This is a genomic window from Sinorhizobium sp. NG07B, from assembly GCF_002532005.1.
Classification (GTDB): Bacteria; Pseudomonadota; Alphaproteobacteria; order Rhizobiales; family Rhizobiaceae; genus Sinorhizobium; species Sinorhizobium fredii_C.
The window spans coordinates 420,875-444,000 of sequence record NZ_NWTD01000004.1; the positions used below are offsets into that span (position 1 = coordinate 420,875).

General features: G+C 63.0%; 21 protein-coding genes. 11 read left to right on the plus strand and 10 right to left on the minus strand.

Translation table 11 applies throughout. The features are described from left to right. The first annotated feature begins 245 nt into the window (after positions 1-245). On the plus strand, positions 246-578 hold the full coding sequence (locus tag CO664_RS16730; protein ID WP_097526511.1) for a four-helix bundle copper-binding protein: 333 nt from the start codon (positions 246-248) through the stop codon (positions 576-578). Between the two features lie 36 nt (positions 579-614). Here the strand turns inward: CO664_RS16730 and CO664_RS16735 are convergent, their stop codons facing one another. After that, positions 615-1,658, minus strand: coding sequence for an aldo/keto reductase (locus CO664_RS16735; RefSeq protein WP_097539385.1), 1,044 nt, complete (start codon positions 1,656-1,658; stop codon positions 615-617). 327 nt (positions 1,659-1,985) lie between these two features. Between CO664_RS16735 and fabD the strand changes: the two genes are divergently transcribed. The 7 genes from fabD (at position 1,986) to gmk (ending at position 8,990) form a co-directional block, all read left to right on the plus strand. Further along, on the plus strand, positions 1,986-2,930 hold the full coding sequence (fabD, locus tag CO664_RS16740; RefSeq protein ID WP_097539386.1) for an ACP S-malonyltransferase: 945 nt from the start codon (positions 1,986-1,988) through the stop codon (positions 2,928-2,930). Positions 2,931-2,969: 39 nt separating this feature from the next. Then, complete coding sequence (gene fabG, locus CO664_RS16745) at positions 2,970-3,707, plus strand: 3-oxoacyl-[acyl-carrier-protein] reductase (RefSeq protein WP_097526508.1); 738 nt, start codon at positions 2,970-2,972, stop codon at positions 3,705-3,707. Between the two features lie 340 nt (positions 3,708-4,047). Then, positions 4,048-4,284, plus strand: a complete 237-nt coding sequence (locus CO664_RS16750; RefSeq protein ID WP_003531676.1) for an acyl carrier protein — start codon at positions 4,048-4,050, stop codon at positions 4,282-4,284. 217 nt (positions 4,285-4,501) lie between these two features. Beyond that, positions 4,502-5,767 carry a beta-ketoacyl-ACP synthase II gene (gene fabF / locus CO664_RS16755; protein WP_097526566.1) on the plus strand — a complete coding sequence of 422 codons (1,266 nt, stop codon included), beginning with the start codon at positions 4,502-4,504 and terminating at the stop codon, positions 5,765-5,767. Positions 5,768-6,053: 286 nt separating this feature from the next. Continuing rightward, positions 6,054-7,241: an endolytic transglycosylase MltG gene (gene mltG, locus CO664_RS16760; protein WP_097539387.1), complete on the plus strand. Its 1,188-nt coding sequence runs from the start codon at positions 6,054-6,056 to the stop codon at positions 7,239-7,241. Between the two features lie 198 nt (positions 7,242-7,439). After that, positions 7,440-8,327 (plus strand): YicC/YloC family endoribonuclease, encoded by an 888-nt coding sequence (locus CO664_RS16765; RefSeq protein WP_037413969.1) that lies wholly within the window; start codon positions 7,440-7,442, stop codon positions 8,325-8,327. Between the two features lie 3 nt (positions 8,328-8,330). Next, complete coding sequence (gene gmk, locus CO664_RS16770; protein WP_037379753.1) at positions 8,331-8,990, plus strand: guanylate kinase; 660 nt, start codon at positions 8,331-8,333, stop codon at positions 8,988-8,990. A 15-nt stretch (positions 8,991-9,005) separates the two neighbouring features. On the opposite strand, the gene rsmA is transcribed toward gmk, so the two are convergent. The 7 genes from rsmA to CO664_RS16805 form a co-directional block, all read right to left on the minus strand. Further along, complete coding sequence (rsmA, locus tag CO664_RS16775; protein WP_097526507.1) at positions 9,006-9,830, minus strand: 16S rRNA (adenine(1518)-N(6)/adenine(1519)-N(6))-dimethyltransferase RsmA; 825 nt, start codon at positions 9,828-9,830, stop codon at positions 9,006-9,008. Further along, positions 9,830-10,858 carry a 4-hydroxythreonine-4-phosphate dehydrogenase PdxA gene (pdxA, locus tag CO664_RS16780; RefSeq protein WP_097539388.1) on the minus strand — a complete coding sequence of 343 codons (1,029 nt, stop codon included), beginning with the start codon at positions 10,856-10,858 and terminating at the stop codon, positions 9,830-9,832. The genes rsmA and pdxA overlap by 1 nt, the downstream gene beginning before the upstream one ends. Positions 10,859-10,869: 11 nt before the next feature. Next, positions 10,870-11,808, minus strand: a complete 939-nt coding sequence (locus tag CO664_RS16785) for a peptidylprolyl isomerase (protein WP_097539389.1) — start codon at positions 11,806-11,808, stop codon at positions 10,870-10,872. Positions 11,809-12,006: 198 nt separating this feature from the next. Beyond that, positions 12,007-14,355, minus strand: coding sequence for an LPS-assembly protein LptD (locus CO664_RS16790; protein ID WP_097526505.1), 2,349 nt, complete (start codon positions 14,353-14,355; stop codon positions 12,007-12,009). Beyond that, the gene (gene lptG / locus CO664_RS16795; protein ID WP_037413863.1) at positions 14,355-15,437 is read right to left on the minus strand and encodes an LPS export ABC transporter permease LptG; all 1,083 of its coding nucleotides are present in this window, start codon (positions 15,435-15,437) and stop codon (positions 14,355-14,357) included. The genes CO664_RS16790 and lptG overlap by 1 nt, the downstream gene beginning before the upstream one ends. Then, positions 15,434-16,606 (minus strand): LPS export ABC transporter permease LptF, encoded by a 1,173-nt coding sequence (gene lptF, locus CO664_RS16800; protein ID WP_097539390.1) that lies wholly within the window; start codon positions 16,604-16,606, stop codon positions 15,434-15,436. The genes lptG and lptF overlap by 4 nt, the downstream gene beginning before the upstream one ends. Next, positions 16,603-16,941, minus strand: a complete 339-nt coding sequence (locus CO664_RS16805; RefSeq protein WP_097539391.1) for a hypothetical protein — start codon at positions 16,939-16,941, stop codon at positions 16,603-16,605. Before CO664_RS16805 ends, lptF begins: the two co-directional genes overlap by 4 nt. On the opposite strand from CO664_RS16805, the gene CO664_RS16810 reads away from it, so the two are divergent. Beyond that, positions 16,919-18,412, plus strand: a complete 1,494-nt coding sequence (locus CO664_RS16810; protein ID WP_097539392.1) for a leucyl aminopeptidase — start codon at positions 16,919-16,921, stop codon at positions 18,410-18,412. The two genes, CO664_RS16805 and CO664_RS16810, sit on opposite strands and share 23 nt — an antisense overlap. A 120-nt stretch (positions 18,413-18,532) precedes the next feature. Next, the gene (locus CO664_RS16815) at positions 18,533-18,997 is read left to right on the plus strand and encodes a DNA polymerase III subunit chi (protein WP_097539393.1); all 465 of its coding nucleotides are present in this window, start codon (positions 18,533-18,535) and stop codon (positions 18,995-18,997) included. A gap of 170 nt (positions 18,998-19,167) precedes the next feature. Here the strand turns inward: CO664_RS16815 and CO664_RS16820 are convergent, their stop codons facing one another. After that, a complete protein-coding gene (locus CO664_RS16820; RefSeq protein ID WP_097539394.1) occupies positions 19,168-20,094 on the minus strand; it encodes a Gfo/Idh/MocA family oxidoreductase in 927 nt (308 codons plus the stop codon). A gap of 187 nt (positions 20,095-20,281) precedes the next feature. Between CO664_RS16820 and CO664_RS16825 the strand changes: the two genes are divergently transcribed. Further along, positions 20,282-21,121 (plus strand): GNAT family N-acetyltransferase, encoded by an 840-nt coding sequence (locus CO664_RS16825; protein WP_097539395.1) that lies wholly within the window; start codon positions 20,282-20,284, stop codon positions 21,119-21,121. A 12-nt stretch (positions 21,122-21,133) separates the two neighbouring features. On the opposite strand, the gene CO664_RS16830 is transcribed toward CO664_RS16825, so the two are convergent. After that, entirely contained in the window at positions 21,134-23,023 is a 1,890-nt protein-coding gene (locus CO664_RS16830) for an ABC-F family ATP-binding cassette domain-containing protein (RefSeq protein ID WP_037413879.1), read from the minus strand. Positions 23,024-23,126: the final 103 nt, after the last annotated feature.

Here is a 23,126-nt window from a genome sequence, read left to right on the forward strand (position 1 = left end):
GAGGCCGGAACAGCTTGTCGTTCCTGGCGGCCTCCGGGATGGAAGCCGGCCCTCCGTTCAGCCACCAGCCAGAAGACCGGGCGTTTCGAACAGCGCGCTTATACGGATTTTCAGCCGAAATGCAAGGCGCGATCGGAAGATCCTGCGTCGCGTCGAAATGGTAAGGGATCCCCGCAGCGCCAAGTTGCGGAACATTCGGCCTACTTCCCTGTTGGCCCGGCAGTCGTAAACTGCAGGAGACGACAATGCACCATATCGATCCGAAGATGCAGGAGTGCATCGAAAATTGCCTGGCCTGCTACCGTGCCTGTCTTTCGACGGCAATGAGCCATTGTCTCGAGGCGGGCGGCAAGCACACGGAGCCCGATCATTTCCGGCTGATGATGGCCTGCGCCGAGATATGCCGGACCTCGGCACATTTCATGCTGATCGGAACGCCCCATCACCGGCATGTCTGCGGCGAATGTGCGGAGATCTGCAGCGAATGCGCGGCCGACTGCGAGCGCATCGGCGACATGGCCGAATGCGTCGATGCCTGCCAGCGCTGCGCCGAAAGCTGCCGTCAGATGGCCGCCTGACGTCCCGGTCGCCTGGAATGGAGGAGACGGCGTCGCTCAAATCGGCGCCGGATAGAGCCGGTGGAGACGGCGAATTCCATTCAGCACATCCTGCGACAGCGTCACGTCGGCGGCGCCGATGTCGGTCTTGAGCTGCGGGATCGATGTTGCGCCGATGATGACGGATGCCATGAAGGGGCGCGTCAGGCAAAAGGCAAGCGCCATCTGCGCCGGATCGAGGCCATGCTCGCGCGCCAGCGCCACATAGGCGGCGACCGCCGGCTCCTGGTGCGGCGTGAAGCGGCCCCCGAGGTCGCCGTTGATCGACAGGCGCGAGCCGGCGGGTCTTGCCCCGTCGAGATATTTGCCCGTCAGCAAACCGGCTGCGAGCGGCGAATAGGCAAGCAGCCCTACGTCTTCATGATGCGAGAGTTCGGCGAGGTCGAGGTCGAAGGGGCGGTAAAGCAGGTTGTACTCGTTCTGGATGCTGGCGACTCGCGGCAGACCGTGTTTCTCGGAGAGGTCGAGCATCTTCATCGTGCCCCAGGCGGTGTCGTTGGAAAGCCCGATGGCGCGGATCTTGCCGGCCTTCACCAGATCGCCGAGCTTGTCGAGAATGGCCTTCAGATCGGCGGCTACATGCTCCTTGTCCTGCCGCGACGGGTCGTAGGACCAGGCATTGCGGAAGTGGTAGTGGCCGCGATTGGGCCAGTGCAGCTGGTAGAGATCGACATAGTCGGTCTTCAGCCGCTTGAGGCTGGCGTCGAGTGCTTCGTCGATGCCCTCCGGCGTCATCGGGCCGCCGTTGCGGATATAAGGACGGCCGGAGCCGGCGACCTTCGTGGCAAGCACCACGTCGTCGCGCCGGCGCCGGGCTGCCAGCCAGTCGCCGATGATGCGCTCGGTATTGCCGTAGGTTTCCGCCGAAAGCGGCGTTGTCGGATAAAGTTCGGCGGTGTCGATGAAGTTGACGCCCCGTTCGACGGCATAGTCGAGCTGCCCGTGGGCTTCGATCGGCTTGTTCTGCGAGCCCCAGGTCATGGTGCCGAGGCAGACTTCGGAAACCTTGATGCCGGTGCGGCCAAGCGTATTGTAGCGCATGTAATCACGTTCCTTGTGCTGGCGGATGCGCGCCGGCGGGAGGAGAAAGGCGCGCTGCCCTCGAATAGGGTGATGCCGCAACCTGGAGGATATCGAGCCGGTGCGGCGATGCGGGCAAACTTAAGCCTTGCTTGACGAAGATCAAGGGCAAAAGCCGGCAACGAGAGGGCGGCGCGCTTGACTCGCCGTTCAGGAATGTGAATGGAGAGGAAAACGGTGGGGTGAGGCTACTGTGGCGCCGGCGCCCGCGTTCCACTCACACCGAGAAAGCAGATTGCGACGGGCCCGACACGATCGCCCGTCGAAATCCAGGGAAGGGCACTCCTGATGAGCATTGCATTCACGTTCCCCGGTCAGGGCAGCCAGGCCGTAGGCATGGGCAAGGAATTGGCCGAAGCCTTTCCGGAGGCCGCAGCCGTCTTCGCCGAGGTCGACGACGCGCTCGGTGAAAAGCTTTCCGACACCATGTGGAACGGTCCCGAGGAAACCCTGACGCTGACGGCGAATGCGCAGCCGGCGCTGATGGCCGTCTCCATGGCAGTCATTCGGGTGCTCGAGTCGAAAGGCCTCGATCTCAGAAACAAGGTTTCCTTCGTTGCAGGTCATTCGCTCGGCGAATATTCGGCGCTCTGTGCCGTCGGAACCTTTTCGCTTGCCGATACGGCGCGCCTCCTGCGCATCCGCGGCAATGCGATGCAGGCGGCCGTCCCGGTCGGCAGGGGCGCGATGGCTGCGATCATCGGCCTGGAAAACGAGGATGTCGAAGCGGTCTGTCGCGAGGCGTTGTCACTCGGTGCTTGCCAGATCGCCAATGACAATGGCGGCGGGCAGCTGGTGATCTCGGGCGAGAAGCAGGCGGTGGAAAAGGCGGCCGCGCTCGCCTCTGAAAAAGGCGCAAAGCGCGCCCTGATGCTGCCGGTCTCCGCACCCTTCCATTCCGCCCTGATGGCGCCGGCCGCCGACGCGATGCGCGATGCCCTTTCCACTGTCGAGAAGCGCGATCCGCTCGTGCCGGTCGTCACCAATGTGCTGGCCGCTCCAGTCAGCGATGCGGGCGAGATTGCCCGGCTCCTGGTCGAGCAGGTGACCGGTCAGGTGCGCTGGCGCGAGACGGTGCAATGGTTCGCCGCCAATGATGTGACGACACTCTACGAGATCGGCTCGGGCAAGGTGCTGACCGGCCTTGCCCGGCGGATCGACAAGACCGTCAACGGCCTTGCCGTCAATACGCCCGCCGATATCGACGCGGCGCTTGCCGCTCTTCTGGCCTGAGCGCCCCAATCAAGCGCCCATTGTAAAAGGGAGAAATCCATGTTCGATCTTTCCGGCCGCAAGGCTCTCGTCACCGGTGCATCCGGCGGCATCGGCGAGGAAATCGCCCGCGTGCTGCACGCCCAAGGCGCAATTGTCGGCCTTCACGGCACGCGCGTCGAAAAGCTCGAGGCGCTCGCCAACACTCTTGGCGAGCGGGTCCGGATCTTTCCGGCAAATCTCTCTGATCGCGTGGAAGTCAAGGCGCTCGGCGAGAAGGCGGACACCGAGCTCGGCGGCGTGGACATTCTCGTCAACAATGCCGGCATCACCAAGGACGGTCTTTTCGTCCGCATGAGCGACGAGGACTGGGATAATGTCCTGGAGGTCAACCTGACGGCCGTCTTCCGGCTGACCCGCGAGCTGACGCATCCGATGATGCGCCGGCGGTTCGGCCGCATCGTCAACATCACTTCCGTCGTCGGCGTGACCGGCAATCCGGGTCAGGCCAACTACTGCGCGTCGAAGGCCGGCATGATCGGCTTCTCCAAGTCGCTCGCCCAGGAGATCGCCACCCGCAACGTCACGGTCAATTGCGTGGCGCCGGGCTTCATCGAGAGCGCGATGACCGGCAAGCTGAACGACAAGCAGAAGGAAGGCATCATGGCGGCGATCCCGATGCGCCGGATGGGAAGCGGTGCCGAAGTCGCTTCCGCCGTTGCCTATCTCGCCTCCAACGAAGCGGGCTACGTCACCGGTCAGACCATCCACGTCAACGGCGGCATGGCGATGATCTGACCTGCTTTTTCGGCGGCCGGGTGATGCAGCCTGCTGCCTGCCGCCGGGCGCCCGGTCAGTGCGATCGCCCATCGATGTCAAATGCCTGAAATTCAATGTTGAGCAAGCGAATGTCGGGCATTTTCGGACTTTGCGGCAGACTTAAACCGTGTTAATCGGGCCATGACTGTGCGCAGTCGACCGGTCCGGCCAGGTTGTCCGGCAGCCCCTGCTGCCACGGGTTTTCCGCGGTTTTCGGTTGAATGGATTGCCCGGTGGGCCATCTTGGTCTATCAGGCGTGAACGAGTACCGGCGCCAACAATGGCGCCGCAGAGAAAACGAAGGTCGAGGAACTCCGACATGAGCGATATCGCAGAACGCGTGAAGAAAATTGTTATTGATCATCTTGGCGTCGATGCCGAAAAAGTAAGCGAAGGCGCAAGCTTCATCGACGACCTCGGCGCGGACTCGCTCGACACCGTCGAACTGGTCATGGCCTTCGAAGAAGAATTCGGCGTCGAGATTCCGGACGACGCGGCGGATTCGATCCTGACCGTCGGCGACGCCGTCAAGTTCATCGAAAAGGCCCAGGCCTAATCGTCGCTGCGGCCGCAAGGCCGCCCGGCGGGCCGCTGGACCGCGGCCCGTACAGCCCTGGGGATGTGGGCTGGCCCGCCGCGATTGCGGGTCGCGATCAGCAAAGCGCTCCCGCCTTTCCCTCTGATCGTCGAAGCTGCAAGGGATGCAGGGATCGGGCTCGTCGCACGCGTACCGGTCGGGCTCCGGAATGGAACGTTCAGGGTGGATCATGGGCATGAGACGTGTCGTTATCACCGGTACCGGCATGGTATCTCCTTTAGGTTGCGGAACCGAGGTTAGCTGGTCGCGTCTTCTTGCCGGCGGCAACGCAGCGCGCAAGGTGACCGAATTCGAGGTCGAGGACCTCCCCGCCAAGATCGCCTGCCGCATTCCGTTCGGCGACGGATTCGACGGCACCTTCAATGCCGACGACTGGATGGAGCCCAAGGAGCAGCGCAAGGTCGACCCCTTCATCGTCTACGCGATGGCCGCCGCCGACATGGCGCTGGCGGACGCCGGCTGGAAGCCGGAAAGCGACGAGGATCAGATTGCCACCGGCGTGCTGATCGGCTCCGGCATCGGCGGCCTCGAAGGCATCGTCGAAGGCGGCTACACGCTGCGCGACAAGGGGCCGCGCCGGCTTTCGCCCTTCTTCATCCCCGGCCGCCTGATCAATCTCGCCTCCGGCCAGGTCTCCATCCGCCACAAGCTGCGCGGCCCGAACCATTCGGTTGTCACGGCGTGTTCGACCGGCGCGCACGCGATCGGCGATGCGAGCCGCCTGATCGCGCTCGGCGACGCCGACGTGATGGTGGCGGGCGGCACAGAATCGCCGATCTGCCGCATTTCGCTCGCCGGCTTTGCCGCCTGCAAGGCGCTCTCGACACAGCACAACGACAATCCGGAAAAGGCATCCCGTCCCTATGATGCCGATCGCGACGGCTTCGTCATGGGCGAGGGCGCCGGCATCGTCATTCTCGAGGAGCTTGAGCACGCCAAGGCGCGCGGCGCCAAGATCTACGCGGAGGTGGTCGGCTACGGCCTTTCCGGTGACGCATTCCACATCACCGCTCCGTCGGAAGACGGCGACGGCGCCTACCGTTGCATGCAGATGGCGCTGAAGCGCGCCGGCGTGACAGCCGCCGACGTCGACTACATCAACGCGCACGGCACATCCACCATGGCCGACACGATCGAACTCGGCGCGGTCGAGCGGCTGGTCGGCGACAGCGCTTCGAAGATCTCGATGTCTTCGACGAAATCGGCGATCGGTCATCTGCTCGGGGCTGCGGGCGCGGTCGAGGCGATTTTCTCGGCGCTCGCGATTCGCGACAATATCGCACCGCCGACCCTCAATCTCGACAATCCGTCGGTCGAGACGAAGATCGACCTGGTGCCGCACGTTGCCCGCAAGCGGGAAATCAACGTCGCCCTGTCGAATTCCTTCGGATTCGGCGGCACCAATGCTTCGCTGGTGCTGCGCCGCTACCGGGGTCACTGATCCCGTCGGACCGGCTGCGGCAGCGCGAGCGAGAAACCGCTCGCGCTTTCCTGGCCCGTGCGTTGCCTTATCCCGCTTTTTGCCGCAATGCTCGCTACAAGCTGTCGGCGGGAAATGCCGTGTCGGCGTCGCCCCGCTTGGCTATGTTCGCGCAAGGCACAACCGGCATTGTAGACTATCCATTGCTCTGACACATTCGTGCACGTTACGCTTGCCGCCGGTCTAAGCCGAAATTCGCGCCGGCGACAGCTCAATTGAATTTGCGGGTTTCGGATTCGGGAAAATCGTGAGCGACTCAAACGATAACAGCGCGGCGCAGTTCGGCCGCAATGAGACCGGGAGCAACGGGCCGATCATTCCGAAGTCGGCGAACGAGGCGCTACGACCCGAACGCGTGCCGGAGCCGCCGAAGCGTTCCAGGAAAGCACGCAGCCAGGTCGTCATCTTCCTCAATTTCCTGATGACCGTGGTGGTTTTCGTCGTGTTGGCGGCGGCGGGCGCCGTCTACTACGCCATGCATGAATACGAGAAAGCTGGGCCCCTGGAAGCGAACAGGAACTTCATCGTGCGCAGCGGGGCCGGCATTATTCAGATTGCCGAGGACCTGGAACGCAACAGCATCATCAGCGACGCCCGTGTGTTCCGCTTCGTCTCCGAAGCCTATCTCCACAACGAAACGCTGAAGGCCGGCGAATACGAGATCAAGGCGCATGCGTCGATGCAGGAGATCATGGAACTGCTGAAATCCGGCAAGTCGATCCTTTATGCCGTGTCTCTGCCGGAAGGGCTGACGGTGAAGCAGATGTTCCGCAAGCTTGCGGACGACCCGGTGCTCGTGGGCGACCTGCCAACGGAACTGCCGGCCGAAGGCTCGCTGAAGCCGGACACCTACAAATTCACCCGCGGCACCAAGCGGGCCGAGATCGTCCAGCAGATGGTTGCGGCACAAAAGTCGCTGGTCGAGCAGATCTGGGAAAAGCGTGACCCGAAGCTGCCGGTTTCGTCGGTCGACGAGTTCGTCACGCTCGCGTCCATCGTCGAGAAGGAAACGGGCCGCGCAGACGAACGGCCGCGTGTAGCCTCCGTGTTCATCAACCGGTTGGAAAAAGGCATGCGCCTGCAGTCGGATCCGACGATCATCTACGGCATCTTCGGCGGCGAGGGCAAACCAGCCGACCGGGCGATCCTGAAGTCGGACCTGGAAAAGCAAACGCCCTACAACACCTATATCATCAAGGGCCTGCCGCCGACGCCGATCGCAAATCCGGGCCGGGCGGCGCTGGAAGCGGTGGCTAATCCGTCGCGTACGCCCGAGCTTTATTTTGTCGCCGATGGGACCGGCGGTCACGTCTTCGCCGCAACCCTCGAAGAGCACAATGCGAATGTGCGGCGGTGGCGAAAGCTCGAGGCCGAAAAGGCGGCCGAGGCGGCGAAGGCGGCTGCGGATGCCGCCACGGTGCCCGAGGCGCAATAGACAGGCTCATTGTGGACGATTGGCGGACGGCGCGGATATCCCTTGCGGTATGCCGCGCCGTCGCCCTATTGCTGTCTGCACGACAGCGCCTTGCGTTCTTGCGGACGCACAAAGCCGCTGTAGCTTAGCAACGCTGCGTGTTTGGCCCTCGTCTGCAATCGGCTAGAGGAAGCACTCAGCAGCGAAATGGAGGAAACCATGCCGCTCCAATCGATGACCGGCTTCGCCAGGAGAGAGGGGAGCAGCGGCCGCTATCGCTGGGCCTGGGAGTTGCGCTCGGTCAACGGCAAGGGGCTCGATGTGCGGCTCCGCCTGCCGCAGGGGCTGGAGCGTTTCGAGCCCGACTGTCGGCGTCTTGCTCCGCAGTATTTCTCTCGCGGCAACCTGCAGATCGCCCTGTCGGTCAGCGGCGGCGAGACGGCCGTCGACGCCGTGATCAATCGGGGTGCCCTGGACGCTGTCCTGAGGCTCCGCGAGCAGCTCGGGGATCTCGTCGATCCGGCGCCGCTGAGGTTCGATACGCTTCTGTCGCTCCGCGGCATCATCGATCTTCGCGAGCCGGAGGAAAGCGAGAGCGAGCGCGCCGCCCGCGACGCCGACATTGTCAAGGGGCTGGAGCTGGCGCTTGGCGACCTCATGGCGATGCGCGAAGACGAGGGAGCGGCGCTTGAAAAAGTTCTGCTGGCGCAGGTGGACCGCATCGAAGCGCTGACGACGACGGTGGAGAACGATCCCTCACGCAGCCCTTCGGCCATTGCCGCGCGACTGGTGCAGCAGGTCGCGCTGATCATGGACAATGCCTCGTCGATCGACCGCGAGAGATTGCATGCCGAGGTCGCACTTCTTGCCACCAAGGCCGACCTCCGGGAAGAGATCGACCGGCTCCGCTCGCATATCGCTGCCGCCCGCGAGCTTCTGACGAAAGGCGGTCCGGTCGGACGCAAGCTGGATTTCCTTGCACAGGAATTTAACCGGGAATCGAATACGATCTGTTCGAAGTCGAATGCCGCTGTCGTCTCGGCCGCGGGCATCGAACTGAAGGTTGTGATCGACCAGTTCCGCGAACAGGTTCAGAATCTGGAGTAACACATGAAATCGGCGACCGCATCGCCCATCAGGATACCCCGTCGCGGATTGATGCTCGTGATCTCGTCGCCCTCGGGTGCGGGCAAGTCGACCATCGCGCGCAACCTGCTTGAAGCCGATCCGGAACTGAGCATTTCCGTGAGTGTGACGACGCGCGCGAAGAGACTGAGCGAGATCGAGGGCCGGCACTACCACTTCAAGACGATCCGCGAATTCGAAGCCCTGAGGGCGACGGATTCGCTGCTCGAATGGGCCGAGGTACACGGCAATTTTTACGGCACGCCGCGCGACGCGGTGGAGGCGGCGATGGCCGAAGGGCGTGACATGCTCTTCGACATCGACTGGCAAGGTGCGCAGCAATTGCAGGAAAAGATGGCGGGCGACGTGGTCTCGATCTTCATCCTGCCGCCGTCCATGGCCGAGCTGCAGTCGCGACTGCACCGTCGCGCCGAAGACACCGAGGAGGTGATCGCCACTCGACTCGCCAACTCGCGCGCGGAGATCGAGCATTGGCGGGAATACGACTATATCGTCGTCAACGACGATCTGGACCGCGCCTTCTCCTCGGTCCGTTCTATCATCGAAGCGGAGCGCCTGCGCCGCGACCGTCGCCCCGGTCTGTTCGAATTCGTCAACGGGCTTCTGACGGAAAACCCGTTCTAAGTCCTTCGTGTCGGCTCACAGGCAATTCGCAAGGCGGCAGAATTCTTCGACCGTCAGCGTCTCGGCTCGGCGTTGCGGGTCGATGCCGGCCTTGCCGAGCAGTGCTTCGCCACCGAGCGGCTTGAGGCTCTGGCGCAGCATCTTGCGGCGCTGGCCGAAGGCTGCCTGCGTGACTTTCTCGAGAGAGGATACCACACAGGGAATGGGCGTTTCGATCGGCTCGAGATGCACAACCGTGGACGTGACCTTCGGAGGAGGGGTGAAGGCCTGCGGCGGCACGTCGAAGGCGAGGCGCGCCTTGGTTCTCCAGCCGCAGAGGACGCCAAGGCGGCCATAGTGATCGTCGTCGGCGCCTGCGACGATGCGCAATCCGACTTCCCGCTGGAACATCAGCGTCATCGACTCCCAGAAGGGCGGCCAGCGCTCCGGCAGCAGCCAGTTGACGAGAAGCTGCGTGCCGACATTGTAGGGCAGGTTGGCGATGATACGCACCGGACCCTCGGCAAGGCTCTCGAAATCGACCTTCAGGGCGTCGCCTTCGACGATGTCGAGCCGACCGGGATAGTGGGCGCCGACTTCGGCAAGTGCCGGCAGGCAACGCGAGTCTCGTTCGATTGCCACGACCCTCTTTGCGCCGAGCGCCAGGATGGCGCGCGTCAGCCCGCCGGGGCCCGGCCCCACTTCGATGACGGTGACGTCGTCAAGGGGGCCGGCCGTGCGGGCGATCTTCTGGGTGAGGTTGAGATCGAGCAGGAAGTTCTGCCCAAGCGCCTTCTTTGCATCCAGCCCGTGGCGCTGGATGACGTCGCGAAGCGGCGGCAGACCATCGAGAGCTGCCATCAGCGCTGAGCCTTCCCGGCATTTGCCGAAAGTTCCGCGGCAAGCCGCAAGGCCGCCTGCAAGCTGTCTTCGCGAGCCATTCCCTTTCCGGCAATCGCAAAGGCGGTGCCGTGGTCCGGCGATGTTCTGATGAAGGGTAAGCCAAGCGTCACATTGACGCTCTCGTCGAAGCCGAGCGCCTTGGCTGGGATCAGCGCTTGATCGTGATACATGCAGATCGCGACGTCGTAGGTCTCTCTTGCCCGGTCGTGGAACATGGTGTCCGCCGGAAGCGGGCCGACGACGTTCAGACCTTCGCCGCGAAGCCGGTCGACGACCGGGCGGATGACAGCATCGTCCTCGAGACCGAGCGCGCCGCCTTCTCCGGCATGCGGGTTCAGTCCGGCGATCGCCAGGCGCGGCGTCTCCAGCCCGAAGCGGCTCTTGAGATCGGCGGCGGTAATCGTAGAGGTCCGGTAGATCAGATCCGGCGTCAGTGCGGCGGGAACATCCTTGAGCGGGATATGGATCGTCACGGGAACGGCGCGCAGTTTCGGCCCCGCCAGCATCATCACCGGCAGGACGGCGGTTCCGGTCGCCTTCTCCGCCAGATCGGCGAGGTATTCCGTATGGCCGGGGAAGCGGAAGCCCGCCTCGTAGAGCACGGCTTTGGCGATGGGATTTGTCGTCACGGCCGACGCCTCACCGGCAATGACGAGTCGAACGGCTGTATCGATCGCTTCGGTCACGGCAGCGGCATTCTCCGCGCTCGGTTCACCGGCGCTAACGGTAGCGCGACATGGGATCGGCAATACCGGCAGGGCATTCGGGAAAACGGCGGCGGAGTTGAGACAATCGGTTTCCTCGATCCGCACGGTGATCCCGAGCGTCTTGGCGCGTGCCGAAAGCACCGCGGGGTCGCCGATGAAGAGGAAAGGCGCAGTTGCCTGCGCCTCCCGCTTTGCCCAAACGGCAAGAGTGATGTCCGGGCCGATACCGGCCGGGTCGCCCATCGTCAGGGCAACCGGCCTGCCGCGCGTGTCGCTCATGTTAGCCCGTATTACTTGTTGACGATCTGCGCCTTGGAGCGCAGTTCCTCGAGATATTTTTCGCTGTTCGGATCTTCGCCGCCGGCCTTCTTCTTGCCGATATCCTCGGCGCGGAAGACGACTTCGGCGGCGGCGTCGTCATTGACCTGGCGCTTCTTGCAGATTGCCAGATATTCGACGCCCTTTTCGGTGACGCGCGTACCTGTCGTCATGCCGTCGCCCGCCTTTTCGACGAGCGGCTTCCAATCTTCCGGCAGCTGCTGGGCAAGCACGCGGCCGAGGCTGCGGATCGATACGTCACGGTAGTTCGCGGCAAACACCTTCGACGTCTCGCAGCCGGGGAACTTCGAGCGCGAGGCATTGGCTTCGGCCTGCCGCTTGGCGGTGATTGCGCCGCGCTTCTTTTCCGGTATGACGAAGATGACCTGCTGCAGGAAGTACTCGGTGGTGACCGGCTTGTCGCCGCCGCCTTCCATCATGCGTTTGACGAGATCGCCACCGGAGAGGCGCGTGGCGCTGCCATAGCGGAAATTGACGACCCGCGGCCAGCTCATCTGGACAGCGATATACTGCTTGAAATGCTCGACGCCGACGCCGGATTGGTCGAGAATCTTGCCGAGCTGTTCAGGCGACAGCTTGTTGCCGGCGGCAAACCGCGCATAGGCGGCGTCGACCTCCTGGGTGCTCACCGACTGCTGGACGCGCGCGATCTCGGCGCGCTTCAGCACCTCGTCGATCAGCTGGTTCTTGGCTTCGGCCGCGCCGCCGCCCTGGCGCTGCAGGCGAAGGAACGCCACGCGCTTGGCGATATCACCTGAGGTGATCACCGTATTGTTGACGATTACACTCACTCCGCTCGCAGCCTGAACGGCCGTACCCGAAGCAAAGCTCAGCACCCCGGCGACCGCCAGGGCGGAGAGCGCCTTCACGATCGAGAATTTCCCGCCCATTATCGTTCCCTGCTCATCCCGCGTCGATTGCTCGCAGCCGTTGCCACAGCCTCAACCGTCCGCCTGCCCACTGTCAATTTGTGGGAAATGCATAATACATGCGGCTAAACGATGACAAGAGCGCGTGATCAAACGATCGCGCCGCATTTATGCGGCGCGATCACGGCGCTCGAGATTAGAAGAGGAGCGAGGGACGTCTCAGAAATAGTCCAGCTCTTCGAAGGTGGTCTCGCCCACATTGATGTCGCCGAGCGTGCGGAAACTGATGCGGGCACCGATCGACCAGTCGTTGGCGACCGTGCTGTCCGTATCCCGCTCCGACTTGTAGACGATCGAGAACAGCGTGTCCTGATCGTCATAGGTCAGTCCCAAGCCATGCCGGGTTACGACGCCCTCATTGATGTCGTAAGTCACGCCGCCGAACACCGACCAGTAGTCGTGGAACCGATAGGCGGCAGCCGATTGGATCTCGTCCTGGTCGAAGGCCGAGCCGTAGAGCGGCTGTGCCTCGATCCGCGTATAGGTGAAGGCGGCCTGCCATGTCAGCCCGAGATAGCCGACCGTCGCATCGGCACGCCGCAGGCTGAAGTCCTCTTCGTCCAGACGGCCGGAGAGACTTGCCATCAAACCGGAAGGCGCGTCGACGCCGAACATCGCCACGTAATCGGATCGGTCGCTTTCCAGGCCCGAATCCGCCCCAGCCTTGACGAGATCGTCAGTTGCGAAGGAGTTGAGGCCGCCGAGGTGGAACGATTGCCCGGCAATGGCGCGCAGGCCGTAGCCGTTGTCGAAGCTTCCGGTGTAACGGAAGCCGACATTGGCACGTGTTCCGCCCTCGATCCGGTCGAAACCGGAAAACTTGTCGCGATCGAAGAGATTGGTGGCGTCGAACACGAAGCTCTGGGCATCTTCGTTCGGCAGCGCCCCGGCATACTGTTCGTTCGGCCGCGCATAGAGCTGTGCGATCGGCTCCAGCACGTGGCTGCTCGTTTCACCGGCAAAAAGGATCGGATAGCGCGCCTCGAGACCCGCGGTGAGCATGCTCCGCGTCACGGCATCGCTGCTGGTGAAATCGCCGGTGTAGCCGACGGGGTCGTCGACATTGACGCCGATCGCGTCGCCGCGCGCCGCAAGCAATGGCGTCAGCGCCAGACCGCCTGGGGCGATGAAGGTCCGCTTCCATTCGAGTTCGCCGGTCAGGCGATGCGACGTTCCCTCAAGCCCGCGGAAGCGATCCACGCCGAAAACCGTCGTGTCGCGGTCGAGCCGGTTGCGCTTGACGTTCGTGAAGTTGAAGTCGGCATTGAGCTCGCCGCCCAGCACCGGTTCGGGCGCCGTGTAGGAATAGTCGAGGACCTGCGCGATCGGCTGCTGGTTTTCGGCGATGCTGTCCGGATCGGCATCCTGGATGTCGAAATAGAAGGCGCGCAGGTCGAAATAGTTGCGCTTGCCGAGACCGGACAAGTAGGCCTGGTTGACATAGGTCGTGCCATCGAACGACGAAAGGTCGTAGGTCTTGGCGAAGTTGTTGTCCGATTGGACGAGAACGTTCCAGCCGAAGGTCCAGCGCGGATTGATCTCGAATCGGCCCTTGGACGCCACCATGCCGCGTGCGGTCTCCTGCGCATCGACGGTTCCGGGCGTGAACTGGTCCCGGTCCATCTGGCTGATGCCGGCCACGTTCAGCGTATGCATGCCGTTGTGGAACCGCTGGCGGAACTCGCCTTCGAGCAGGAAGCCCTGGCGCGTCAATCCGGTCGCGGTGACGGTTGCGTCCATATAGGGCGAGATCGCCCAATAATAGGGGATGCCGACGCCGGCGCCGAGTTTCTGCGCGTAGCGGAAAGTCGGAAACAGGAAGCCGCTCTTGCGTTTGACGGTGTGGTCGGGAATTTCCATCACCGGTATGTAGGCGATCGGCTTTCCGAAGAGCTCGAAATAGGCGTGTTCAAGGCGAATCGTGCGGGTGCGGCCGTTCTGAATGACACGCTGCGCCTTGATGTGCCACAGCGAGCGGTGCTCCGGTTTGGTCGAGCAGGGCGTACAGGCGGTATAGACGGCCTTGTTGAGGATGAATTCTTCGCCGCCGCGCCGTTCGCCGCTTTCGGCCGCAAGCCGGGTCAGGTCGGTGGTTTCAATCCGCAACGCCGTGACGAAACCATCGCCGAAATCGTCGGTGACGTCCATCTTGTCGGCATAGACGACATTGCCGCCGGGCTCGATCAGCTGCACTTCCCCGGTCGCAAGAATACGGCCGCTTTGCTGATTGTACTCGACCTGGCGGGCCACCATCTTGTAGCCGCCATATTCGATCTGGACGTTGCCGCGCACGATGACGATTTCCGTGTCGCGGTTGTAGACCAGCTCATTGGCGGTCAGCAGGAGCTTCGCGTCGGCCGGGATGTTCGGCTGCAGCTGGTCGATTCGGGTAGATGTGTCCTGCGCCATGGCCGGCGCATGCATTCCGATGGCAAGCGCATGCAGCGCCACGCCTGCGAGGAGGGCGGCGTTGATAAGCTTCATAGGTCCGCGGTTGCCTGCCGCCACTAGCCATCCTCCTGATGCAATAGAATCGTCGAGCCCAGCGCCATCGCTACAACAACTGGCAACCAGGCTGCAACGAACGGAGGCACGATACCGCTGCTCCCGAATGCTTTGACAAGCACGGTGACGACATAAAGCACGAAGCCTGACAGGATTCCACCGAGAATTACGGAGCGCGATTGGTTGAACCGGCTAAACTTTAGAGACACGCAGGCGGCGATCAAAGTCATCGCAACGAGAAGCAGTGGCAGCGACAGGAGCGAGTGTAGCTGGGTCTCCATGGCGTCGGTCGAGAAGCCGAAGGATCGGGCCACTTCGATTTTGTGCGGCAGGTCGAAAAACTGAATGGAATCAGCCTTTGCCAAGCGTTCCTGGACGAAATCGGCTTTCAGATTGGTACGAAGACGTACCGTTTCCAGACGTCGGGGCAGCCGTCCGTTGCCGCTTTCGGTGACCCCGTTAAGGAGCCAGTAACCATCTTCGAGTTTCGCCGACTTAGCATCCTGACGCAGGATGATGGTTCCCTGTGGATCAAAGTGGATGACGGTGACGTTGATGAGCTCCGTGCCGCCGTTCTGGACGGACCGGGCGCCGATGATCGTGTCGGTGCCGTCATAGATCTGTCGAAGCCACGGAATCGAATTGGATTGCGCCGAGCGGGAGGAACCCCATTCCGCCTCCAGCGCTTCCGCCCGTTTCGTTCCCCAGGCGGCAAGCGGGTTGAGGGCTGCGACGGCGAGAACGCCGAAGAGGAACGCACCCAGCACGAAGGGTCTCAGGAACTGCCAGACGGAAATGCCGGCGGCCCGCGTGACGACCAGCTCGTAGCGGCGGTTGAGCGAGATCAGTGCAGCCATGGCGGAAAACAGGGCCACGAAGGGTACCGTCTGCTGCAGGATGGTCGGGATGCGGAACGTCGTCATCAACAGGGCGCCGCTGACCGTGTAGTGCGGCAGGGCCGACATGCGGCTGGAGAGCTCGCTGAAATCGATGATGAAGATCAGCGCGAAGATGCCGACCAGGAACCAGAACGTGGTGACGATGTAACGTTTGAAGAAATAGAGTCCGAGGGTGTTGAGGATCATGACGCCTGTTCCCCGTCGGCGCCGGCCGGCCGCACTAGCCGAAGCCGCAACATGAGATCGGTGAATTTTTCCTTCCACGTCATGGGTATGTCGAGGCGGCGGTTGCTGGCGAGCTGGCGAATCGCCAGGGCGCCGGTCACCAGCGGCACCAGATACATGAGCGGTATGAACCAGATCGAATCTTCGGCGCTGTTGCCGGCGTAGAAGGTCATCCAGCGGATGACGAGGGCCGCGCCCACGGCACTGATCGTCGGATGAACGCGCGCCTCCCGGTGCGAGCGGGCATCGCTGCTGACGACGAGGGCGATCAAACCGAAGAGGAGCGGGTAGATCCACTCGGTGAGGCGCCGGTGCAGTTCCGCCGTAAAGGTCAGCGGCGAGCGCTTGTAGGAAGGATCTTCCGGATCGGGATCGATGAGATAGAAGAGGTCGCGATCCTTGGCCCGAATGGTGGCTTCGCCCGCCGCCCTGGTCATGTCGGTAAGATCAAAGGCGTAGGAATCGAACTTGATGACCGAGACGCCGCCGTCCGGCAGTTTGCGATGGACTTCGCCGTCCTTCATCACCAGCGCCGAACGCTCCTCGTCGACCGCGCCCTCGCGGGCATAGTAGACGAGCTCGAAGTTCGGATTGCGCGAATCGGCGACGAAGATTCCGTGCAGGACGCCGCCGCTGCGCCGCGCCGCGACCTGCACGTAAAGTCCGTCGGTGATCTTCCGGAAGGCGTTTTCCTGCACCACTGAGGAAAGCAGGTCGGCATGGGCCGTAGCAATCATCTTGCGCACCGCAACGCGCGAGTAGGGCTCGACGAAATTGTCGATGACGAAGGAAAGGACGCTGAGCCCCACGGCAAGATAGATCACCGGCCGGATGACCGACATGCGCGAACTGCCGGCGGCGTTGAGCACCGTCAGTTCCGAATCGGTGTTCATCACGCTCAGCGTCTGGGTGACGCCGATCAAAAGCGCGAAGGGCAGGATGATTGGGACGACCGAAGGCAGGATCAAGGTCGCGAGCTTGAGGAAGGCGAAGATCGACTGGCCGCTGTCGGTGACCAGGTTGACGTTGGTCAGCGCCTGCGTGGTCCAGACGATGCCGAGCAGCGGCAGGAGCGTTGCCAGGAACATGATCGTGGCGCGCCGGAAGATGTAGCGTTCGATCAGCTTCATACCCGTTTCCGACCCAAATCCTGCTCTTCATTCGAGCCGTTCATGCTCTTACGAGCCTCGTATTCGCGTTCCGGCCGAACCGGTTTCCCGTCTCCTTCGTCGAAACCCAGAGTCTCGAACAACAGGGATAATATAAGGCGAAGAACTGCGGTTAACCGCATGTAAACATGTGCGGGCATCTTGCCAAGCGCTTCAAAAGCGAGAAGGGTGCCCGCCACGGTTTTGAACATGGTCGACGTCGCGAATGTCCGCCACTGTAGCCGTCCGGTAACAGCCGGACGGAAGCCCACCAGAAATGCCGGAGTCCCCTGTATGCCGATGAAGTTCGAGTTCACGTTCAGCAAATCCCACCGCCCGGCCGGGGGCTCCGCAGTCCTCCTGCAGGTCGCCGGCGCGAAGGAACCGGCAGGTGCCGCTGTCGTGGATCCCGAGGGAGTGCTGCCGAAGGCGGCGAAGATCGGCAAGTTCACCGGCAAGGCGCTCTCCACGCTCGACGTCGTCGCCCCGCACGGCTCGCCGGCGGATCGGATCATTCTGCTCGGCCTTGGAGATGCGGCAGCGCTCACGAGCCACGACTGGCTGAAAGCCGGCGGTGCCGCGGCCGCGAAGCTGCGCAACGCCGAGAAGGCCACCATCTTCATCGATGCGCCGGATGCCGAGGTAACCGGCAAGGCGGCGGCCGACTTCGCCCTCGGCATGGAAATGAACGCCTATGCCTTCGACAGCTACAAGACACGCAAGTCCGACGACGACTCCAAGTCTGCTCAGAAAGTGGTGAAGGTCACCATCGTCACCGGTATGGTCATCGCCGCGAAGAAGGCATTCGCCACCGCCCAGGCGGTCGGCGAGGGCGTTTTCCTGGCGCGCGACCTCGTCAACGAGCCCGCCAATGTGCTCGGCCCCGTGGAGTTCGCGGCGCGTGCGAAGGAACTTGAGAGGCTCGGCATCGAGGTCGAGATCCTGACCGAGCGGGAAATGAAGAAGCTCGGAATGGGCGCGCTCCTCGGCGTCGCGCAAGGATCGTCCCGCCCGCCGCGGCTGGTCGTGATGCAGTGGAAGGGCGGCAAGGCAAAGGACAAGCCGATTGCCTTCATCGGCAAGGGCGTCGTGTTCGACACGGGCGGCATCTCGATCAAGCCCGCCTCCGGCATGGAGGAGATGAAGGGAGATATGGGCGGTGCCGCCGCCGTGACCGGTCTCATGCATGTGCTGGCGGCCCGCAAGGCGAGCGTCAATGCCGTCGGCATCATCGGGCTCGTGGAGAACATGCCGGACGGCAGTGCGCAGCGCCCTGGCGATATCGTCACGTCCATGTCCGGCCAGACGATAGAGGTGATCAACACCGATGCCGAAGGCAGGCTCGTCCTCTGCGACGCGCTCTGGTATTGCAACGATCGCTTCAAGCCGAAGGCGATGATCGACCTCGCCACGCTGACCGGCGCGATCATGGTGGCGCTCAGCAATCATTATGCCGGGCTGTTCTCGAACGATGATCGCCTCGCCGAACAGCTGCTGAAGGCCGGCACGACGACGCGGGAGCGCCTGTGGCGGATGCCGCTCGGCAAGGAATACGACAAGATGATCGACAGCAAATTTGCAGACATGAAAAATACCGGCGGCCGCCACGGCGGTTCGGTGACGGCGGCGCAGTTCCTGAAGCGGTTCGTCAAGGATACGCCCTGGGCGCATCTCGACATCGCCGGCACCGCGATGGGTTCGCCGACCGATGAGATCAACCAGTCCTGGGGTTCCGGCTTCGGCGTGCGTCTCCTCGACGAACTGGTCCGGGCAAACTACGAATCCTGATTGCCTACTGCATGTATCCTTAAATCGCCGATTTAAGGATAAAGACATGCAGCAATCCAAAGTGCTACAGCGTCCTTTGCGCGTCTGATAAGACGCGCGGCGCTGTAGTGGGCTGCGGGAATGACCGAAATCCTTTTCTACCACCTGACCGAATCGAAACTCGAGGACGCCCTGCCGCCGCTCCTGGACAGAAGCCTCGAGCGCGGCTGGCGGGTGGCCGTGCAAACGGTCGATGCGGAGAGGCGCGACGCGCTCGACACGCATCTCTGGGTCTACCGCGACGACAGCTTTCTGCCGCACGGCACGGATGCGGGTGAGTTTGCCGCCGAGCAACCGATCCTGATCGTCGCCGACAGTGGCAACCGGAATAGCGCGACCGTGCGCTTCCTCGTCGACGGCGCCGAGCCGCCGCCGCTTTCCGAATACGAGCGCGTCGTCTTCATGTTCGACGGGTACGACCAGGGGCAACTCGAGGCGGCGCGCGGCCAATGGAAGCGGCTGAAGGGCGAGGGGCATAACCTCACCTATTGGCAGCAAAACCGCGACGGAAGGTGGGAGAAGAAGGCCGAATCACAGCAGGGATGATCGCCCGTTTCCCTCATCCGGCCTGCCGGCCTCCTTCTCCCCGCAGCCGGGGCGAAGGAGACTCGCGGCCCCTCTAAGTCCCCTCTCCCCGCGTGCGGGGAGAGGGTTAGGGGGAGGGGCAAATCTGCAAACAGCGGCGAGAGGCAAACGATACCCGCCGGCACTTCATCTCAGTCGTGGAATGCTTCCACGAATTTTCGTCGGCCGAGCATGAAGGCGTCGGCGACGTGCCGGAGCGGCGACAGGTCGACGTCCGACCGGCCCTCCTTGATGATCTCGGCGAAACGGCGATAGAGCATCGGATATTCCTGCTCCGGCTCGTCGTGGACGATCTTGCCGTCGATGGCGAGCTTGGCACCGCCTTCGGAAAGAACCATCTCGCCGGCTTCGGTCTCGGCAATGATGTCCCAGCTCTGCTTGCCCGTCTGGCGCCAGTCGAATTCGGCCGAAACGTCGAGCTTTTGGGCATCGCTGAAGGCGATCGAGGCGGCGATCGGTGCGTCGCGGTTCTCGGGGAATTCAAGCGTCGCCGAGGCTATGAAGATCGGCCGCGGCAGGATGTGGGTGATGATTGACAGGGCATTGATGCCCGGATCGAACACGCCGAGCCCGCCGGCTGCCCAGATCCATTCCTGGTTCGGATGCCAGTGGCGGACATCCTCCTTCCAGATGATCCTGACGGTGCGGATCGTCGTCGACGCCAGAAAGGCCTTGGCGGCTTCGACCGCCGGTGCATAGCGCGAATGCCAGCTGGCGAAGAGCGAACGGCCCTTGGCCGCCGCCAGCGCCTCAAGGTCCGCGACCTCGCTCAAGGTCGCGCCCGGCGGCTTCTCGAGGAAGACGTGCTTGCCGGCCTCGAGGGCAGTGCGGGCCGCTTCGTAGCGGTATTGCGGCGGCATGCAGAGCGACACCGCGTCGATCGCCGGTACCGCCTCGAGCATCGCCTCGATCGACTTGAAATTGTCGATGCCGTCGACCGTTCCATGGCGGCTCGCTGCCGCGATCAGTTGATAGTCGGCATCCTTGGCAAGCGCCGGCAGATGCTGATCGCGCACGATCTTGCCGACGCCGACAATGGCAATTCGAATGGGGGACATGGGTGCTTCGCTCTTAATTAGTATTACTTATTGCCGCCTCTTGTAGCAGATTGAGGGCGGCGGGCAAGCGGGGTTCGGTCTTGAAACAAGCTGGCACCTCGGGGCACAAGATGCAAACAAATCTGTTATGCCTCGGATGACGATGGTCTTGCGCCCTCATCATTCGGAGCACAGTCGAGGATTTGCCATGCCGAACATCCGCTATGCGACGCGCGCCGAGCTTGACACAATCATCGACTGGGCGGCGAGGGAGGGCTGGAATCCCGGCCTGGAGGACGGCAACGCCTTCTGGGCGGCCGATCCGGAGGGCTATTGGGTCGCAACGGAAGAGGAAGCCCTGGCGGCTGACCTATCGCTGGTGCGCTACGGCAGCCAGTATGCCTTTCTTGGCCTTTACATCGCCGATCCGGTGTTTCGGGGCAGGGGCATCGGCTTCGCCCTCTGGGATCGGGCGATTGCCAGCAGCGAAGGCCGCGTCATCGGCCTTGACGGGGTGGTGGCGCAGCAGGGCAACTATCGAAAATCGGGCTTCGCCTGGGCGCATGCGAACGTCCGTTATGGCGGTTCCGTCGATGTCACCGAGCCTCCGGGCACCCATCTTGTCGACGCGGCCCCGGTGCATGTCGCCGCTCTCATTGACTATGACCGCCGCTTCAATCCGGCCCGACGCGACGCCTTTCTCTACGAATGGACGAAACAGTTGCCGACCCGTCGGAGCGTGCTTCTCCTGCGCGACGGCACCATCGCCGGATACGGGACGATCCGCGCCTGCCGCGAAGGGTTGAAGATCGGCCCGCTCTTTGCCGACAACGAGACCGGCGCCGACCTCGTGTTCCGCAAGCTGGCTGCGGGAGCAAAGGGGCAGCGGATCTTCCTCGACATTCCCGAGCCGAACGCCTCGGCGAGGGCACTTTGCGAGCGCTACAACATGAAGCCGGTTTTCGAGACCGCGCGCATGTATCGTGGACCGGCGCCGGACCTGCCGCTTCCACGGATTTACGGGATTACGACCTTCGAACTCGGCTGAGCGTGGCCTGCTCTAACTGGCCATCGCCTCCTCGTATTCGGCCGAAAGCTCGAGCCATTGCTCTTCGGCCTGGGCGAGCTTTGCTACCGCCTCCGCCCGTTCCCTTGCGCGCTGAGCCGCCTTTGCGGGCGCTTTCTCGTAGAGCGTCGGGTCGGCCAACTCGGCATCGAGGGCCTGAATCAGTTTCTCGAGTTTTGCCGTCAAGGACTCGATCTCGTTGATCCTTTTCTTGAGCGGCGCCAGCGAAGCACGCTTGCCGGCATTGGCCTTGCGCTGGTCGGCCTTCGACAGGCTTTCGTCCGAGCCGTTGGCCCTCGGCTTTTCGTCCTTCGCCTTGGGGCCGCCGACAATGACGCTTCGATAGTCTTCGAGATCGCCGTCATAGCTCGTCACCGTTCCGTCCCGCACCAGCCAAAGCCGGTCGGCGGTTGCTTCGATCAGGTGGCGGTCATGCGAGATCAGGATGACGGCGCCGGAATAGTCGTTGAGGGCGGTGATCAGCGCGTTGCGGCTGTCGATGTCCAGATGGTTGGTCGGCTCGTCTAGGATCAGAAGGTTCGGCTGATCAAAAGCGGCGAGCCCCATGAGCAGCCGCGCCTTCTCGCCGCCGGAAAGGTCCTTGGCTGGCGTATCCATCTTCTCGGTCGACAGCCCCATCTGTGCGACGCGCGAGCGGACCTTTGCTTCCGGCGCATCCGGCATGCGGCGGCGCACATGTTCCACGGCGCTTTGCGTCGGGATCAAATCGTCGAGCTGATGCTGGGCGAAGAAGCCGGTCTTCAGGCCCGGCGCGATCCGCACCTCGCCGGCCTCTGCCGCAAGGCGGCCGGAGATGAATTTCGCAAAGGTCGACTTGCCGTTGCCGTTGGAGCCGAGCAGCGCAATGCGGTCGTCCGCGTCGATGCGCAGGCTGAGCCTCTTCAGGATCGGCTTGCCCGGCTCGTATCCGACCGCACCGCCCTGGATGGCGACGATCGGCGAGGCGACCTGCTTCTCCGGATCTGGGAAGGAGAAGCCCTGGACATGCTCCTCGATGACGGCGGCGACCGTGCCCATGCGTTCGAGCGCCTTGATGCGGCTTTGCGCCTGCCGGGCCTTGGATGCCTTCGCCTTGAATCGATCGATGAAACTCTGCAGATGCTTGCGGGCGGCTTCGTTCTTGGCCTTCGCCTTCATCTGCAGTTCGTCGGCTTCCGCCTTCTGCCGCTCGAACTGGTCATAGGAGCCGCGATAGAAGTTGAGCTTCTTCTGGTCGAGGTGGACGATCGCGTTGACGGCCGTGTTCAACAGGTCCCGATCATGGCTGATGATGATCACGGTATGTGGATAGCGGCGGATGTAATCCTCGAGCCACAAGGTACCTTCGAGATCGAGATAGTTGGTCGGCTCGTCGAGCAGCAGCAAGTCCGGCTCGGAAAAGAGCACCGCCGCAAGCGCCACGCGCATGCGCCAGCCGCCGGAGAAGGAGGAGGCGGGGCGCTGCTGCGCCTCATGGTCGAAGCCGAGGCCGGCGAGGATGCTTGCCGCCCGTGCTTCCGCCGAATGGGCGCTGATATCGGCTAGCCGCATCTGGATGTCGGCGATCCGGTGGGGGTCGGTGGCGATTTCGGCCTCTGCCAGAAGGGCGGCGCGTTCCTTGTCAGCCTTCAGCACGATTTCGATCAGCGGCTCGTCCGTCCCCGGCGCTTCCTGGGCCACCTGGCCGATCCGCGCGTTCTTCGGCACGGAGACACTGCCGGTCTCGGCGGCAAGTTCGCCGGTGATGATCCGGAAGAGCGTCGACTTCCCGGCGCCGTTGCGGCCGACAAGGCCGGCCTTCGTGCCGGCCGGAAGCGTCACGGAAGCGTTTTCGATAAGAAGACGGCCCGCGACGCGGGCGGAGAGGCCGGTAATCTGGATCATTGCGGCCTTTTGCCCCGAGTTTTATCCGAAGGCAAGGGTCACAGGACGAGCATCGCGGCTTCCCGATAAGTCCGAAGTCGGCATTTTCAAGAGCCTATTGTTA

Excerpts from the sequence above, each read along its gene's own strand:
- lptG (WP_037413863.1), bottom strand. The coding sequence starts at position 15,437 with ATGATCCTCAACACCCTCGGACTCTATTTCTTCAAACGTTACATCGTC.
- CO664_RS16815 (WP_097539393.1), top strand. The coding sequence starts at position 18,533 with ATGACCGAAATCCTTTTCTACCACCTGACCGAATCGAAACTCGAGGAC.
- lptF (WP_097539390.1), bottom strand. The coding sequence starts at position 16,606 with ATGAAGCTGATCGAACGCTACATCTTCCGGCGCGCCACGATCATGTTC.
- CO664_RS16730 (WP_097526511.1), top strand. The coding sequence starts at position 246 with ATGCACCATATCGATCCGAAGATGCAGGAGTGCATCGAAAATTGCCTG.
- fabF (WP_097526566.1), top strand. The coding sequence starts at position 4,502 with ATGAGACGTGTCGTTATCACCGGTACCGGCATGGTATCTCCTTTAGGT.
- pdxA (WP_097539388.1), bottom strand. The coding sequence starts at position 10,858 with ATGAGCGACACGCGCGGCAGGCCGGTTGCCCTGACGATGGGCGACCCG.
- rsmA (WP_097526507.1), bottom strand. The coding sequence starts at position 9,830 with ATGGCAGCTCTCGATGGTCTGCCGCCGCTTCGCGACGTCATCCAGCGC.
- CO664_RS16735 (WP_097539385.1), bottom strand. The coding sequence starts at position 1,658 with ATGCGCTACAATACGCTTGGCCGCACCGGCATCAAGGTTTCCGAAGTC.
- CO664_RS16825 (WP_097539395.1), top strand. The coding sequence starts at position 20,282 with ATGCCGAACATCCGCTATGCGACGCGCGCCGAGCTTGACACAATCATC.
- CO664_RS16750 (WP_003531676.1), top strand. The coding sequence starts at position 4,048 with ATGAGCGATATCGCAGAACGCGTGAAGAAAATTGTTATTGATCATCTT.
- fabD (WP_097539386.1), top strand. The coding sequence starts at position 1,986 with ATGAGCATTGCATTCACGTTCCCCGGTCAGGGCAGCCAGGCCGTAGGC.
- CO664_RS16810 (WP_097539392.1), top strand. The coding sequence starts at position 16,919 with ATGCCGATGAAGTTCGAGTTCACGTTCAGCAAATCCCACCGCCCGGCC.
- CO664_RS16820 (WP_097539394.1), bottom strand. The coding sequence starts at position 20,094 with ATGTCCCCCATTCGAATTGCCATTGTCGGCGTCGGCAAGATCGTGCGC.
- gmk (WP_037379753.1), top strand. The coding sequence starts at position 8,331 with ATGAAATCGGCGACCGCATCGCCCATCAGGATACCCCGTCGCGGATTG.
- CO664_RS16765 (WP_037413969.1), top strand. The coding sequence starts at position 7,440 with ATGCCGCTCCAATCGATGACCGGCTTCGCCAGGAGAGAGGGGAGCAGC.
- CO664_RS16830 (WP_037413879.1), bottom strand. The coding sequence starts at position 23,023 with ATGATCCAGATTACCGGCCTCTCCGCCCGCGTCGCGGGCCGTCTTCTT.
- fabG (WP_097526508.1), top strand. The coding sequence starts at position 2,970 with ATGTTCGATCTTTCCGGCCGCAAGGCTCTCGTCACCGGTGCATCCGGC.
- CO664_RS16785 (WP_097539389.1), bottom strand. The coding sequence starts at position 11,808 with ATGGGCGGGAAATTCTCGATCGTGAAGGCGCTCTCCGCCCTGGCGGTC.